Below are 14891 nucleotides of genomic sequence, written 5' to 3' on the forward strand. Positions count from 1 at the left end.
CGAGCCCCCGTACGCTCCCGGACGTGACCGACGCATGAAGCACGTCGACCTCGACGCGTCGATGACCCTGCCCGGCGGCGTGGTTCACGGTTTGCGATCTGCCGGGACCTGACCGCCACATGGCTGGACTCCAACTGCCCGGAAGCCCTGAGCAGGTCGCCACGTGTCGGCCGCGTCGGCACGCCCTTGGTGTGGAAGAACGGTTACCTTGGCGATATGGCCGATCACGAGCGCACGCTGTCCGAGGAGGAGCAAGCCGTCATCCTGGCCCTTCTCGCTCAGGACCTTCCTGGCGTGGACGAGCTGCGAGCGCAGGTTCCTGAGGTGATCGTCCTGCGTCGATGCGGCTGTGGTTGCGCGACGCGGGATCTCGGTCCAGGAACTGCTCGCCGTTCGGACGCGTCCCCGGTGCGGGACGGCGTGCTGGTCTCCGCCAGCGTGACGGGTCGTGGTGACGGTGTACTGCTGTTCGTCAAGGACGGCTACCTGTCGTGCCTTGAGGTCTACTCCCTCGACGATGATCCGGCTCCGCTTCCCCGCGTTCAGGACCTCGTCATTGATCCCGTCGACACCCACGAGTAACCGCTGCAAGCCGGACGCGGCCCTTAAGGATGTTCCCAGGTCAGTGCTGACCAGCGAGGGGCGTCACCGGTAGGGGTCGAGGTGGTCGGTGGGGCCGACCAAGGCGGGGCCGGCGTAGCGGACGGGCGACAGATGGACCGCGTCCGTCACCAGCGCAGCGTGGGGCTGAGGACTTCGCCGATGAACGCCGGGCCGTTCTCGATCTTCCAGGAGCTTCTCGCGGCGTAGTCCCGCCCGGAGAGGGTCCGGACCGCGAAGTACCCGCACGACTGCACCTGCCCCTCTACCGTGATGTACATCTGGTGGCACTTGAGCTGCTGGGAGACCGGCAGCTCGGTCATCGGGTCGTACAGCTGGACGGCCATGTCGGTCTTGATCCCGACGGGTCCCCGCAGCCGCGTCCTTACCATGAGGGTCTCGTCGCTGACCTTGATGCAGGGCTGCAGCTGCACGCCCTGGCCGGCGTGCGTCCACGCGCCGCAGCGTTCGGTGCCCTCGCCCGCGCGGCGGTCGGTGCCGCCGACGAGGGTGCCGCCGTAGAACGCCAGCCCCGCCAGGACGACGGCGGCCAGCGCGGCGTGTGTCACCGGGACCGTCCGTGGGGTCCTGCCCCGGCCCCCGGTTCCGCCGCCGTGGTTGCGCTCCGGGTCGGCCAGGACCCCGACGTCTCGCGTGTCCACGGGTACGGCACGCGCATCCCTGACGTCTGGCTGCGACGTTCCGGCAGCGCGCGGCGGTGCGGCGGCGATGGATGCCGTCACGGACACCGGAGCGCCGCCGGACGAGGCCACAACGGATGGCGGCGCCGCGGAGAGCGCCCCCGCAACGGGCGGCGACGTGGGGGAGCCGGCCATCGAGCCCACGGTGGCCGCCGTGGAGCCGACCACGGGTCCCACCGCGGCTGCCGTGGCGTCGACCGCCGATCCCATGGCGGCTGTCGTGAAGTCGATCGTCGATCCCACCGGGGCTGCCGTGACATCGACCGTCGATCCCACCGCGGCGGTCGTGGCGTCGACCGCCGGTCTCACCGTGGCGGTCAGGGGGTCCGGCGAGACGGCGGACGGCGGCGGTGCGTCAGGAGACCCCGTTGCGGCGGAGGCGATACGGCCGGCAGCGTTCTGGCGCCATCCACGTCCGGTCTTCTCCAGGGTGCCGCGAAGGTCGTCGATCCGTTCGCCGACGGCCAGCAGCCGGTCGGCACGATCGCCGGACACCTCGAGGGCGGTGACGATGTCGCGCATGTCCTCGACACCCGGCAGCCTGGTGCCCTTGGTGAGCTGGCGCTGACCGGACAACCAGTTCGACACCATCGAGGCCGTGGCGTTTCTCACGCGATGCACCAGGTACTTCTGCTGTTTCCCTGCGGATTCCAGCGCTTCGCGTAAGCCCGCGGCGGCCTCGTCCAGTGCATGGCCGAGCGCGTCGGCCGTTTCATCCACGTTCATGCGATCCCCCGTGTAACCGTTGCCGGGCCGCTGAAACAGCAGGTCAGAGCGCTGTATGGGCGGTGGGACAGTTCAAGTTCCAAAATCCTTCCACCGATGTCGTTTCCTGGCCAACCTGTCTGGCATGCCAACGACACGAGGAGAACTCATGCGTGCCGCGTTCATAGGTTTGCTCACAGCCGGACTGCTGGTCTCACCGGCGGCGGCCTCGGCCCAGCCGGCGCAGTCGGCCCAGTCGGCGAGCTGCGAAGGCGTGCGCATCCTGCACACGCCGGTGCGGATCCAGAGCGGGGACACCGCCGCGTACGTCCACGTCTTCTACGACTCGCGGACGGCCGTCGCCTGCGCGTACCTCAATTCCAGCAACCAGACCTGGGGCTATTCCAAGCACATGACCATCCAGCTCAAGCACTGCCAACGGCCCAGCCAGACGCGCGGGGTGTGCAACGGTCAGCTGCAGTCGACGGCGGTCGGCGGGTGGAGCAGCGGACGCAGTAACGCGGTCACCCTGCGGATCACGGACGGCTACATCATGGGCGTCGGCCGGATCTGGTGGAACGACAACTACGGGATCAACCAGTCACGGGCGATCGCCAGGGTGAGCAGCGCCCGTGTCGCCCAGCGCGACGTCGAAGAGGCCGTCAGGGAAAGCAGCGAAGCCACCCGCTGACCCCCGCCGCTGCCCGCCTCCGACGACGTCGATACGGCGGGCGGCACCGAGGACGACGAGGCGCGCGGCGCACGGCGCCGCGCGAACCCGGAGCAAGCCCACCCGACCCCCGACCGGCAGACACGACTGCCGGAACACCCTGAAGAGGACCACCATGTACGGACCCGGCTGGCGCCAGGACCCCCAGGGCAAGACCCGGTGGAGCGAGAACGGCCAATGGGGTGACCAGGTACGCGACTCGTCCGGTGGCGTGTACCGCGACCACCACGTCCCCAGCACCCCGCCCCGCATGTCGGCCCCCAGGCTGTCTCATGCAGACCCGCCGCCTGGTGGCGGGTCGAGCGTCATCGACGAGCTGGCGGCCAAGAACCGCCAGGTCTGGGGCGATCAGGGTCCCGGGGCGGTGCAGCAGGCGCTGGGCGGGATGGGAACGGGCGGGTTCGCCGCGATCCTGGTCGGGCTGGCCGTCATGGTGTTCCTGTTCACCGTCGTCAGCTTCGTCGGAGTCGTTGCCCTGCCGATCGTCGGGTTCGTCCTCTACCGGAAGGGGAGGCTGCGCGGGGTCAAGCCGGCGGTCCTGGGGGTCGCCTGGTTCCTGTGTCTGGCCACGACGCTGACCACCGTGGACCGGTTCTCCGGAAGCGGGCTGCCGGAGGAGGTCGAGCAGGCGCAGGCGTTCCTCAGCCTGATGGGCAGCGACTCCATCTCGCGCATCTGCACCGAGCCTTACATGACCGAGCAGGCCAGGGCCGCGATGGCGGCCAAGGAGGGGGTGTCCGGCTGTGCGGAGGCCGTGGGGAGGATCAGGCAGCGGCTCGACGAGTCGGCCTTCGAGGATCTGGGCCGTCTGGACATGACGAGGACCGATCGCGGCACCTACCTGCTGGAGGACAATCCGCTGGGCTGGCGGGAGATCACCATCAGTACCCAGGAGACCTACGGCATCCTGTTTCACGCGATCAGCTGACCCGCCCGCGGTTTCGGGGCCGCCGGGACGAGGAGCGAAGGGGCGCGGGCGCCGGCCGCGAGGACCTGCGGAATCCACCCGTCAGGACTGGTCGCGGGTGATCGCAGCGGAGGCGTCATGGCCGACCAGCGCCGCGTATCGGCCTCTCCGGCTCATGAGATGGTCGTGGTCGCCGACCTCCGCGACGCTGCCCTTGTCGATGACGAAGATCCGCGCGGCGTCCCGTACCGTGCTCAGCCGGTGGGCGATCACGATGCGGGTGATCGGCAGGTGGCTCAGGTTGTGCTCGATGATGGCCTCGGTCCTGGTGTCCAGATGGCTGGTCGCCTCGTCCAGCAGCAGCACCGCAGGCTCGGTGAGCAGGGCGCGGGCAAGGGCGATGCGCTGGCGCTGGCCTCCGGAGATCAGCCCGCCGTCGGTGAGCATGGTCTCGTACTTCATCGGCATGGCGTCGATGGTGTCGTGGATGTGGGCCAGCCGGGCCGCTCGCACCATGCGCTCGTAGGAGGCGTCAGGGTCGTTGAGGCAGATGTTCTCCCTGATGGATCCGCTGAACAGGACGGGCTCCTGGTTGACGATGCCGAAACGGGTGCGCAGGTGCCTGATGTCGATCTGGGAGGCGGGCTGCCCGTTGTAGAAGATCTCGCCTTCGTCCGGCTGGTAGAGGCCCAGCAGCAGCCGGGCGAGCGTGCTCTTGCCCGATCCGGAGCTGCCGACCAGGGCGATCTTCTCTCCGGGGCTGATGCTCAGGTAGATGTTGCGCAGGATCCACGGGGACCGCTGGTCGTAGCGGAAGCTGACGTCGCGCAGCCGGATGAAGCCCACGGCCGACGGCCGTTCCGCCTGGACGGGAAACGTCTCGCGCGGGGTGGCGGCGATGTCGTCGAGCCGCTCCACGTGCGCACCCACGGTCTGGAGCTGGTGCAGGCTGCCCATCAGCGACCCCAGCGGGGTGAGCGCCGCCACGGCGATCGCGTTCAGCGCCAGGACCTGTCCCAGGCTCAGGTCCCCGGACAGGACCTGCCAGGCCCCCATCCAGAAGAACGCGGCCGGGGCCGCGAACCGCACGGTCGCCGTCGCCGAGGTGACCGAGCCCGCTGTCAGCCCGCCGAGCTGCGCGGCGGCCAGCTGACGACCGAACGCTTCCCGCCAGCGGCTCAACGCGCGCTGCTCGGCGCCCGCCGCCTTGAGGTTCTCCATGCCCTTGATGGACTCGATCAGCTTGGTCTGCGCGTCGGCCTGGGCGATCTGCTCGCGGGTGATGAGCTCGCCGACCCTGCGCTGGGTGAGCAACAGCGCGAGGATCTCCAGGCCCGCGATCATGATCAGGCCGAGTCCGAAGCTCGGCTCGATGGCCAGCAGGAGGACGAGATAGCCGGCGGCCATCGGCCCGTCCAGCATCGCCGCGACGATCTGCCCGCTGAGCAGGGCACGTACCTGGGCCAGGCTGGCGGTCCGCGTCACCAGGTCCCCCGCTCCCCGGAGGGCGAAGAACCGGTACGGCAGCGCCATCAGATGGGCGACGATCCCTTCGGTCATCTCCCCGTCGACGCGTGTGCGCAACATCGCCAGCAGCAGCGTCCTCAGCTGCCCCACCGCCAGGTGGGTGAGCACCCCGACCGCGAGCATGATCCCGAGAAACGCCAGCAACCCCTCATCGCCTCCCGGCAGCACCCGATCGGTGATCACGCCGGAGGCCGCGGGAAGCAGCAACCCCATCACCTGCAGCAGCGCCGACGCGGCGATGATCTGCGCGAACAGCGCCTTCTTGTCGCGTACGGCGGCGCGCACCACCGGCGAGTGCCACCACCCGCGAGCCCGGGGCTGCCGGGTGAAACCGGGTCCCGGTTCGAAGGTCAGCAGCACGCCGGTGAAGTCCCTGGCGAACTCCCTCCTGCTGAGCGTCATCCTTCCTGCCGCCGGGTCCACGATGGTCACCTGGCGGGGGGTCCACGCTTCCACCACCACGAAGTGCTCGAACCGCCAGTGCGCGATGGCCGGAAGTGGCTTGCCGGCCATCGCCTGCGGTTCCAGCGAGAAGGCCCGCGTCTTGAGCCCGTATCCTCGGGCGGCGCGCATGATGTCACGCGCCGACAGGCCGTCCCTCCCGACCCCCGTCCTGTCCCGCACGTCGCGCAGCGACACCCCGTGGCCGTGGTGGTTGAGGACCATGGCCAGGCAGGCGGCCGCGCAGTCCACCGCCGTGCTCTGCTGGACCAGCCGAACCTTCCTCACAGCTTCCCCGCCACCCGCAGGCTCATGACGACCAGGGCGAGGATCAGCGCGGCGACCACCGCCCACAGGGTGCCGATCCACCCCCGGGGAATCTCGCTGGACGAAGGAACCTGAGCTTGCGCTCGCCGGTGATGTCGTAGCGCTTCCTTGCGGTACACCTGCCGCATCAACTGACTCCTCACATGACGAGCGCCGCCGGGTTGTCCCGGCGGCGCTCTTTCCAGCCCTTGCCGTCAAACGGGGCGCGAGCCTCTCAACACTGATCCGAGCCCCTCAGACGCGGGCCCGGGTCCCCTCGGACAGGCCCGAACCGCTAGTACAGGTTCGGCCGGCCCGGGCAGAGGCAGCCCCTGCCGTGGCCGATCTCGATGTAGTCCGGCAGGCTGAAGTCCAGATCCGGCCACACACCGCCGACGACGGACGCGAGTTCGGCGTCGGTCAACTCGATCTCGTTGCTCATCAGTTCTCCTTGAGCGTGTTCTCAACGGACGAGCTGGAGCCTCACAGGGCGGCATTGACAGGCGATAACCGGTCCCATTGCCGCGATCTGTCCCGGCATTTATCCCCGCCCTGCCGGAGTTGCCGGACTCGTCGTATGCCGCAACCTACGATGTGATCTGTGCGTTTCGAGGTGCTTGGGCCGGTTCGTGGCTGGCGGGGCGAGGAGGAACTCCAGCTCGGCTCCCCGCAGCAGCGGTTGACCCTGGCGGCCCTGCTGCTGGCCGAGGGCCGATCCTTGACCGTCGACCAGCTCGTGGACATCGTGTGGGCGGACGAACCGCCGCGGACCGGGGCGGCCACCGTGCGCACGTACCTGTCCCGCCTGCGGGCCGTGCTGGGTGAGGGAGCCATCCGGTCGGTCGGCGGAGCGTATGGCTGCTCCGCCTCCCTGGACGCCTCCGACTTCACCACGTTGGTCCGGCAGGCTCGGCAGGCCCCACCGGCCGAGGCCGGCGACACGCTCGCGAGCGCGCTGCGACTCTGGCACGGGGAGGCGCTGGCCGGACTGCCCGGCGCGTGGGCCGAAGGACAGCGGGCCCGCTTCGCCGAGCTGCGGCTGTCCGCTCTCGAGGCCAGGATCGAGGCTGATCTGACGCTCGGCCGCCATCAGTACCTCGTGGCCGAACTGACGGAGCTGACCCGCGCCCACCCGGCCAGGGAACGCCTGGTGGGGCAACTGATGCTCGCCCTGTACCGCTCCGGCCGCCAGAGCGAGGCCATCGGCGTCTACACCGACACCACGCGGTTCCTGGCCCGCGAGCTCGGCGTCGCCCCTTCGACGGACCTCGCCGCCCGTTACCAGCAGATCATCTCGGGTGACCCGGCCCTGGCCGCTTCCCATCGCCATGCCGGTGAGCGGCGACCGGCCCCGCCTGTTCCCTGCCGGCTACCGCCCGACATCCCTGACTTCACCGGCCGCGCGGCGCAGACGTACAGCCTCCTCGGCGCGTTGCGGGCAACCGGAAGGCAGGCGCCCCCGGTGGTCGCCGTCTCCGGGATCGGTGGGGTGGGCAAGACCACGCTTGCCGTGCGCCTGGCCCACGCTCTGCGGCAGGACTACCCCGACGGGCAGCTGTACGTGGATCTGCGGGGCGCGGATCCGGCTCCGCTGGACCCCTCCTCGGTGCTGGCGTCGTTCCTGCACGCCCTGGGCGTGGGCGACGAGCGGATTCCCGAGGGCGTGCAGGAGCGTTCCGCGTTGTTCCGCTCGCTGCTGTCCGACCGGCGGATGCTCCTGGTGCTGGACAACGCCCGGGCCGCCGCTCAGGTGACCCCGCTGATCCCCGGCAGTCCCGGTTGCGCGGTGCTGGTCACCAGCCGGCCCAAGCTGCCGGGCCTGGGTGGCGCCCACGGGGTCGATCTGGCCACGCTCACGCCCGGGGAGGCCGTCGATCTGCTCTCCCGGATCGTCGGTCATGAGCGGGTGGCGGCCGAGCGGGCCGCGGCCGAACGGCTGGTGGCCCTGTGCGCGCATCTGCCGCTGGCCATCCGCGTGGTGGGCGCCCGGCTGGCGCTCAGCAGCCTCAGGACCGTCGAGTCCATGCTCGCCGAACTCCTCGACGAGCGCGGCCGGCTTGACGCGCTCCGCGCCGGAGAACTGGATGTCCAGAGCACCTTCGAGATGTCCTACCGCCAGCTCACCCCCGCGCAGGCACGGGCCTTCCGGCTGGCGGCCGCGCCGGACTGCGACGATCTGCCGCTGGCCGCGGCGGCGGACCTGCTCGACCTGGACGAGGACGAGAGCGAGCATCTCCTGGAGTCGCTCGTCGACCTCAGCCTGCTGGAGTCGCCCGTTCCTGGCCGCTACCGCTACCACGACCTGCTCAAGGTGTACGCCCGCCGGCAACCCGATCCCGAGCGGGAGGAAGCGGTCGACCGGCTGGCCGGTCACCTGCTGGCCACCCTGCAGAACGCCTGCACGGCATGGGGGCTCGGGCGATCCTGGTCCGGCTCGAGCCCCCGGCCCGGCCTGAGCTTCTCCGGCGAGGAGGAGGCCTCCGCCTGGCTGGAGACCGAGCTGGCGGGCATCTGGCCGCTGCTCGGGCAGGCCGCCGACATCCATCTGGCGGTCCGCCTCCTGCGCCTGCTGGAGGAACGGGTGGACCGGGTCGTCCACCACCGCGAGTTCAGCGGCGCGGCGGAACGGCTCCGCCAGGCGGCCAAGGACCGGGGAGACCGCGAGACCGGAGCCGGCGCCGCGTGCGTACTGGCGAGCGTGCTGTACTCGATGGGGCGCAGAGCCGACGCCGAGCCGCTCCTGCGCGAAGCGGTCGGGCAGGCGGCCGACGGGATCCTCCTCGCCGAGAGCGGCACGCTGCTCGCCCTCACCATCGCCACGCGGCAGGACTGGCCGGAAGCGGTCCGCGTGGCACGGCGCGCCGTGGCGACGGCCCGCCGGTCCGGCGACCCGCGCGTGGAAGCCAGGACGCTGACGTACCTCTCCCAGATCCTTCTCCGTATCGGGCAGGCGGAAGAAGCCCTCGCCCATACCGAGGCCGCCATCGCGCTGGCGGCCTCGGTGGGCGTCGCGGCCTTCGAGATCTCGATCAAAGGCGTCGTGCTCACCGCCCTGGGGCGATACGAGGAAGCGATCCCCTGCTACGCCGAGGCTCTGGCCGCGTACCGCAAGCAGGGCCTGATGCAGATGGCGCTGGAGAACGCCTCCAGGCTCGCCGCCGCGTACCGCCAGGCCGGCCACCCCGATCTGGCGCGGAAGTACGAGGAGGAGGCCCGCGCGCTGTCCCAGGAGATCGCCGACTCGGCTCTCCTGGATCCCGGCCCCGACGGCCGTTGACGACCTGGTGCGTCGCCGGGCACCGGCCCATGGCCGGTGTCTACTGACTGTCAATGCCTGACCGGCAGGGTTTCCCGCATGACCCTGAAGATCAGAGAAATCGCCGTCGCGGCGTGCCTGGCCGGGACGATGCTCACGGCGTGCGGCGCCGAGCCGACGGCCGCCCGGCAGAAGAGCCCCGCGGCGTCCGACAGCCACAGCGGAGCGAAAGGCGCGTTCTCCGTTGTCGTGGCGGATGCCGAGGACGAGGTGAACCAGGCGATGGCCAAGAATTTCAAGGACGAGAAAATGCTGGAGGAGGCGGCCGACCTGTTCAATGACGTGCTGAAGCTGCCGGAAGGCGACTACACCCTCGCGGCCGAGGAATGCAAGCAGGCCAACGCCTTCTGGAGCCCCGACGAGAAGAAGATCACCATCTGTTACGAGCTGCTCACCGACGCTGTCGCCAAGGCCCAGGAGAACTTCAGCACCGACCAGGAGAAGGAGGACTACATCGCCGGTGTCCTGATGGACACGCTCTTCCACGAGCTCGGCCACGCCGTCATCAGCATCTTCGACCTTCCCACGGTCGGCAAGGAGGACGACGCCGTCGACCAGCTGTCCGCGATCTTCATGATCCAGGCCGGCGAGGAGGGGGAGAACTTCGCGCTGCAGGCCGCCCAGTCGTACTTCATCGCCGCGGCCGACACCGACCGCGACTCCCTGCCGTTCTACGACGAGCACTCCATGGACGAGCAGCGGGGCTACAACTACGCCTGCCTCGTCTACGGCTCCGACCCCGAGAAGTTCGCCGATCTGGTGGGCGAGGCGGACGACTCCTTCCTGCCGGCGGCCAGGGCGGAGCGCTGCCCGCAGGAGTGGGAGAAGGTCAGCGCCGCCTGGGCGAAGCTCCTGGAGCCGCATCTGAAGGCCTCATGACAACCTGACGAGGCCGTCCCTGATCATCAGGGACGGCCTCGTCAGGTTGTCACCTGTCGGCCACCACGACGACCTGGTCGCCGGGCCGGAACGCCAGGTGCTCGGACTTGGGCGGGTTGAGCCGCACGCCGTAACGGGGCGCTGTGCCGCTGTCCGACGACAGCCGGTACCCGAGTGCCGTCTCGCCGCGCCGGCGGGCCGCCTCGATCACGGTCGCGAAAGTCGAGGACGCGCCGAGCGTGATGTAGTTCTCCGCCGGCTCGAGGTAGATGTCCGGCCCGTCGTGCGCCAGCAGCGCGTCGAAGACCTGGCCGAGGTGCCTGTTCTCGGCCAGCTGGGCGAGCAGCATGCTGACCAGCCGACCGCCCACCACGAAATCGTCGGCCTCGGCGACCTGGGCCAGCAGCCGGTTCCGCTCGTCGTTCATCTCGCTGACGATCGCCGCCCCCGTGTCCATGTCACGCAGGTGCAGCAACGTCACCATCGTGCGGGCGTCGGCCTTCTGGGGCTCGTACGCGTCACACGACAGCACGATCACCTGGTCGTAGATCCCGGGATTGAGCGCTTCGAGGGTGGCGCGGTCGGTGATGTCTCCCTGCTTCGCCGTGACGAGGACGTCTCTCGGCAGCGGGACGTCCTCGGCGACCGGGCCGACCAGGTGGATCTCCGAACCGGGCAGCAGGTGATGCCCGAGCTCCCGCAGGATGCGCCGTCGGCGGCGGTTGTCCCCCAGGATCAGCGTCCTGGCCGGTTCCGCCCGGGGGACCGGTGGTAGCCCGATGGTGTTCGGCAGGACGGCGGGCGGCGCGGTGGCCGGCCGGATCTCCGAATCGTCGGCGGCGATGAGGATGAGCTGGTCGCCCTCGCCGATGACGGTGTCGCTGCGCGGGTTGAGGACCACCCGGCCGCCGCCCAGCCGCAGCCCGACGACCGTGGCGGTGTCGAAGGCGAACAGCGCCTCGCCGTACATCCGGCCCACGAGCATCCGCTCGGTCCACATGTAGATCTCGTCCCCGTCGAAGTCCAGCAGCTCGGTGTAAACCGCCGACAGGCCGGACTGCCGGCAGGACTGGACGACCAGCCGTGCGGCGAGGTTCTGCGAGTCCACCACTTCGGCGTGGGGGCCGGCGGCGATGCGGGCGGCCGTGAGGTTGCCGCTGTCGGTGACGGCGGCGACGACCGACGGACCCGATGCCGTCCGCCGCCTGCTGCCCAGCGCCAGGAGCGTCTTGACGAGCTCGGCGTCGTCCGACGAGAGGATCAGGATCGAGTGCGCCGCGTCCGGGCTGACCAGGGCCAGCGCGGACGGCTCGGCCGGATCGCCGGACCTGACCACCAGGCGGGTTCTGCCGATCTCGCCCAGCCGGGCACGGAGCTCCTCCTCCATCTCGACCTTGTCGCGGTCGGCCAGGACGGCGATGACCGGCCTGCGCTCGCTCTTCTTGGCCTTGACCAGCTCGGACACGACCGCGAAGATCTCCTCCGACCAGCCGAGGACGACGGTGTGCTCCCGCTCGACCACGCGGGAGCGCCCCTTGCGCAGCTCGTCGAGCTTGGTGTCCAGGCCGGCGCTGAGCACGCCGACCAGGGCGCTGACGATGAAGATGCCGCCGAGCGTGACCACGAGCATCATGAAGACGAAGAACCAGTTGCCGTCGTCGCCTCCCATGGTGCCCGGATCGAGCGTCCGCAGCAGGCCCATCCAGGCCACCCGCCACAGGCTCAGCCCGTCGGCGAACGGCCAGGCGGCCAGGGTGACGACGGCGACGAGCAGCGCCGAGGCCACCGCCAGCCAGCCGATGAGGGCAGGGGTGCCCTTCGACATGGTGGAGTCGAACCAGTAGCGCAGGCGCTCCCTGGTCACTGCTGCTCCGTCAGGTACCCGCAGGCCGTGGGCTCCTCGGTACCGCCGTTGGTGAAATCAGGGTCGATCTCGAACTCGCCGAGGACGGTCGCCTCGACCGGGCGGCGGTAGGTGACCTGGTCACCGCAGTTGTAGTAGACGTAGGCACCCTCCTTCTCGCCCAGGATCAGCACGCGATCGTCGTCCTTGACGACCGGCTTGCCGTCGCCGTCATGGACGGTGGCCCACTGGTTCTTGAACCCGACCATGTCGAGGAAGCCGTTGCCGTTGCCGTTGACGTAGATGTCCACCGCTCCCATCACCATCTGGATGACGAGGAGGAAGCCGAGGCCGACGCCGACGAGCGCACCCGTGATGACCTTCATGCCGGCCCGGGTGGACCCGCGCTGGCGCATGATCCGGTACGGCGCGAGCAGGCCGAGGAAGGCGATGGCGATCGCCGGCAGGACGGCGGAGCCGTAGTCGATGTCCAGCTCTTCGGACACGCCGTTGGTGGTCGTCAGGAAGGCCCAGTAGCCGACCGCCGAGAGCAGCGCCGCGATGGTCGCGGCGACCCATGACTTCTCGCGGACCCAGGTGAGCGCCCGCCCGGCCGCGCCCTTGGTCAGGAGGTTGACCAGCCAGAAGAGCGTGACGATGACGCCGACGACGGGGAGCAGGTAGAGGAAGATCTCCACCAGGGTGCCGACGAGCCTGGCGAAGACGGTGGCCTGGTCCAGGCCGGCCTGCTCGGGCGTGATGCCGAAGATCGCGTAGACCTGCTGGAGGCCCAGGTAGAGCATCGCGTACAGGGCCACCGCGATCGGCACGGCCACCGACCCGATTTTCTCGAAGACGGCCAGGATGCTGCCGCGATCCGGCTGCGGAAGATCCTGGGGCGGAGCGACCTGCTCGACAGGGTTGTATGTCTGGGTGTGCATGGTTAGAAGGGTGTTCGGCCGATATAGATGGCACATTGCGAAGCGATAAGCGCCTCGTCGAGGACGGTCCGCTGGACCACCGGGTGCACGAAGCGCAGCGGCGAGCCGTCTTGCAGCAGGCCCATCTGCACCAGGACGGACAGCACGGCCGGGAACCGGGCGCAGCTCAGCTCGGCCATCCCGGCCACGGCGTCCGGCGTGGCCTGCTCGCCCAGGACGGCGACGGCCCGTGCGAGCTCGGCGGCCCCCGGGCCGGCCGCCCGCAGCAGGCCGGACACCCATCGGGCGATCGTCTCCGGACGCTCGCCGCGGTCCAGCGTCCTGACGTGCTCGGCGAGCAGGAAGGCGTTCCCTCTGGTCTCCGCGATGCAGCGGGAGACGAACGCCGGGTCGGGTTCGGCGCCCGTCTGCTCCGTGACCAGCGCGCTCGCCGCCTCCTGAGGCAACGCGCCCAGGCGTACCGACGGCATCATCGAGCACGTCGTCTCGAGCGTGTCCGGCCAGTCCGAGGGCACGCCGGCCGCGCGGGAGACGACCAACGCCACCGGTACGCCGTGCAGCCGCCGCAGCGTGTAGGCGAACCATCGCAGCGACTCCGGATCGCACCACTGCACGTCGTCGAGCACGATGAGCAGCGGGGTTCGCCGCGCCAGCCGTACGGTCACCCAATAGAGCCCGTGCAGCACCTCCGCGAGATCGCCCCCGCGCCTGTTGCGCCAGATCACGTCGGCGGCCGGGAGCGTCACTCCCTCCAGCACCCGCGCGCGTTCCTCCTCGGGCAGTGCCGCCAGCATCGGCTCGAACAGCTGCCGGGCGATGCCGAAGGCGTAGCCGCTCTCCAGAGGGCACGCCGTCGCCCAGGCGACCTGCAGGCCGCGCAGCCGTGCCAACGCCTCGACACTCCGCAGCAGCTGGGTCCGGCCGGTGCCCGGCTCGCCCGCCACCAACAGCGCACCGCCGTCACCCGATTCGGCCGCGCCCAGCACGTCGCTGGCGGAGTCCAGCAGATGGTCGCGGCCGAGGCAGCGGATCCGCACCGGCGCGGCCGGTTCACGGACCGGCGCGGCCTGTTCACGGACCGGCGGGAGCGGTGGCGCGCCCAGGCCGGGCACCTGGGCGAGGATGTCGGCCTCCATCTGCCGCAGCGCAGGGCCGGGATCCAGGCCCAGCTCCTCCGCCAGGTGCCCGCGTGCGCGGCGCAGCACGGACAGCGCGTCGCCCTGGCGGGCGGAGCGGTACAGCGCCAGAGCGAGCAGCCGCCACCCCTCCTCCCGCATCGGATGGGTTCGCGTGAACGCCTCCAGGTCCGGGATGGCCTGCGCGTGCCGTCCCAGCGCCAGCAGCGTCGCCAGCCGCCGCTCGACCGCCGCCAGTTTCAGCTCCTCCAGTCTGGCGATCTCCACCTGGGCCCACGTCGAGTGGGCGAACTCCGCGTAGGCCGGCCCGCGCCACAGCTCCAGTGCCGGATCCAGCAGCTCGAGCGCGGCCGCCGGATCACGCTGCGGATCGGCCTGCCTCACCAGCCTCTCGAAGACGTCCGCGTCGAACTGGTCCGCCGAGGCGTCGAGCCGGTAGCCGCGCGGCTCGGTCAGCAGCACCGTGGGCTTGTCCGCCGGCTCCAGCACCCGCCGCAGCCGGCAGACGAACGTCCGCAGCGAGGCCAGCGCCTGGCGTGGCGGCTCCGCTTCCCACAGATCCTCGATCAGCCTGTCCAGTGGCACCACCCGGCCCCGCGAGAGCAGCAGTCGCGCGAGTACCGCCCTGCTGCTCGGCGAGCCCAGGTCGAGTTGCCCCTCGTCACGGTGGACTTCCACCGTCCCCAAGACGCCGAACCTCATCATTGACCCCCCATGTACAAACATGCGGCATCACTTTCAGGGAACCCGATCTACGTCCTGTATACGATTCGTCAACGCTTTCATTAGGCGGCCGCACCAGGTTGACGCCATGCAGATCGACATCAGCTTCCCTGGATCACGCGTCGCCTCCCGCCGC

Annotated in this window: 12 protein-coding genes; 5 read left to right on the plus strand and 7 right to left on the minus strand. The window is 70.2% G+C overall.

Features of this window, described 5'->3' with window-relative positions; all coding sequences use genetic code 11:
- The first annotated feature begins 216 nt into the window (after positions 1-216).
- Positions 217-582 carry a hypothetical protein gene (locus tag ABZX22_RS31365; RefSeq protein WP_354915842.1) on the plus strand — a complete coding sequence of 122 codons (366 nt, stop codon included), beginning with the start codon at positions 217-219 and terminating at the stop codon, positions 580-582.
- A 146-nt stretch (positions 583-728) separates the two neighbouring features.
- On the opposite strand, the gene ABZX22_RS31370 is transcribed toward ABZX22_RS31365, so the two are convergent.
- On the minus strand, positions 729-2027 hold the full coding sequence (locus ABZX22_RS31370; protein WP_354915844.1) for a hypothetical protein: 1299 nt from the start codon (positions 2025-2027) through the stop codon (positions 729-731).
- 148 nt (positions 2028-2175) lie between these two features.
- On the opposite strand from ABZX22_RS31370, the gene ABZX22_RS31375 reads away from it, so the two are divergent.
- Together ABZX22_RS31375 and ABZX22_RS31380 are read left to right on the plus strand one after the other, a co-directional pair.
- Positions 2176-2697 carry a hypothetical protein gene (locus ABZX22_RS31375; protein WP_354915847.1) on the plus strand — a complete coding sequence of 174 codons (522 nt, stop codon included), beginning with the start codon at positions 2176-2178 and terminating at the stop codon, positions 2695-2697.
- 154 nt (positions 2698-2851) lie between these two features.
- The gene (locus ABZX22_RS31380) at positions 2852-3664 is read left to right on the plus strand and encodes a hypothetical protein (RefSeq protein WP_354915850.1); all 813 of its coding nucleotides are present in this window, start codon (positions 2852-2854) and stop codon (positions 3662-3664) included.
- A gap of 81 nt (positions 3665-3745) precedes the next feature.
- On the opposite strand, the gene ABZX22_RS31385 is transcribed toward ABZX22_RS31380, so the two are convergent.
- From ABZX22_RS31385 to ABZX22_RS31395, 3 genes are all read right to left on the minus strand, one after another.
- The gene (locus tag ABZX22_RS31385; RefSeq protein ID WP_354915853.1) at positions 3746-5899 is read right to left on the minus strand and encodes a peptidase domain-containing ABC transporter; all 2154 of its coding nucleotides are present in this window, start codon (positions 5897-5899) and stop codon (positions 3746-3748) included.
- A complete protein-coding gene (locus ABZX22_RS31390) occupies positions 5896-6066 on the minus strand; it encodes a hypothetical protein (RefSeq protein WP_354915855.1) in 171 nt (56 codons plus the stop codon). Before ABZX22_RS31390 ends, ABZX22_RS31385 begins: the two co-directional genes overlap by 4 nt.
- A gap of 146 nt (positions 6067-6212) precedes the next feature.
- Positions 6213-6359 (minus strand): hypothetical protein, encoded by a 147-nt coding sequence (locus tag ABZX22_RS31395; RefSeq protein ID WP_354915858.1) that lies wholly within the window; start codon positions 6357-6359, stop codon positions 6213-6215.
- 159 nt (positions 6360-6518) lie between these two features.
- On the opposite strand from ABZX22_RS31395, the gene ABZX22_RS31400 reads away from it, so the two are divergent.
- Together ABZX22_RS31400 and ABZX22_RS31405 are read left to right on the plus strand one after the other, a co-directional pair.
- Positions 6519-9194 (plus strand): BTAD domain-containing putative transcriptional regulator, encoded by a 2676-nt coding sequence (locus ABZX22_RS31400; protein WP_354915860.1) that lies wholly within the window; start codon positions 6519-6521, stop codon positions 9192-9194.
- A gap of 78 nt (positions 9195-9272) precedes the next feature.
- Positions 9273-10112 (plus strand): DUF4344 domain-containing metallopeptidase, encoded by an 840-nt coding sequence (locus ABZX22_RS31405; RefSeq protein ID WP_354915862.1) that lies wholly within the window; start codon positions 9273-9275, stop codon positions 10110-10112.
- Between the two features lie 49 nt (positions 10113-10161).
- On the opposite strand, the gene ABZX22_RS31410 is transcribed toward ABZX22_RS31405, so the two are convergent.
- Genes ABZX22_RS31410 through ABZX22_RS31420 form a run of 3 tightly spaced genes read right to left on the minus strand, consistent with a single transcriptional unit; the run spans position 10162 to position 14710 of the window.
- Positions 10162-11976, minus strand: a complete 1815-nt coding sequence (locus ABZX22_RS31410; protein ID WP_354915864.1) for a potassium transporter TrkA — start codon at positions 11974-11976, stop codon at positions 10162-10164.
- The gene (locus ABZX22_RS31415; RefSeq protein ID WP_354915866.1) at positions 11973-12896 is read right to left on the minus strand and encodes a hypothetical protein; all 924 of its coding nucleotides are present in this window, start codon (positions 12894-12896) and stop codon (positions 11973-11975) included. The genes ABZX22_RS31410 and ABZX22_RS31415 overlap by 4 nt, the downstream gene beginning before the upstream one ends.
- 2 nt (positions 12897-12898) lie before the next feature.
- On the minus strand, positions 12899-14710 hold the full coding sequence (locus tag ABZX22_RS31420) for a BTAD domain-containing putative transcriptional regulator (RefSeq protein ID WP_354915944.1): 1812 nt from the start codon (positions 14708-14710) through the stop codon (positions 12899-12901).
- Positions 14711-14891: the final 181 nt, after the last annotated feature.

It is taken from the genome of Nonomuraea sp. NPDC003804 (assembly GCF_040610675.1).
Taxonomy (GTDB): domain Bacteria; phylum Actinomycetota; class Actinomycetes; order Streptosporangiales; family Streptosporangiaceae; genus Nonomuraea.

What these genes read in the sequence shown, in the direction of transcription:
- ABZX22_RS31365 (WP_354915842.1), top strand. Translation starts at nt 217, where the DNA reads ATGGCCGATCACGAGCGCACGCTGTCCGAGGAGGAGCAAGCCGTCATC.
- ABZX22_RS31370 (WP_354915844.1), bottom strand. Translation starts at nt 2,027, where the DNA reads ATGAACGTGGATGAAACGGCCGACGCGCTCGGCCATGCACTGGACGAG.
- ABZX22_RS31375 (WP_354915847.1), top strand. Translation starts at nt 2,176, where the DNA reads ATGCGTGCCGCGTTCATAGGTTTGCTCACAGCCGGACTGCTGGTCTCA.
- ABZX22_RS31380 (WP_354915850.1), top strand. Translation starts at nt 2,852, where the DNA reads ATGTACGGACCCGGCTGGCGCCAGGACCCCCAGGGCAAGACCCGGTGG.
- ABZX22_RS31390 (WP_354915855.1), bottom strand. Translation starts at nt 6,066, where the DNA reads ATGCGGCAGGTGTACCGCAAGGAAGCGCTACGACATCACCGGCGAGCG.
- ABZX22_RS31395 (WP_354915858.1), bottom strand. Translation starts at nt 6,359, where the DNA reads ATGAGCAACGAGATCGAGTTGACCGACGCCGAACTCGCGTCCGTCGTC.
- ABZX22_RS31405 (WP_354915862.1), top strand. Translation starts at nt 9,273, where the DNA reads ATGACCCTGAAGATCAGAGAAATCGCCGTCGCGGCGTGCCTGGCCGGG.
- ABZX22_RS31415 (WP_354915866.1), bottom strand. Translation starts at nt 12,896, where the DNA reads ATGCACACCCAGACATACAACCCTGTCGAGCAGGTCGCTCCGCCCCAG.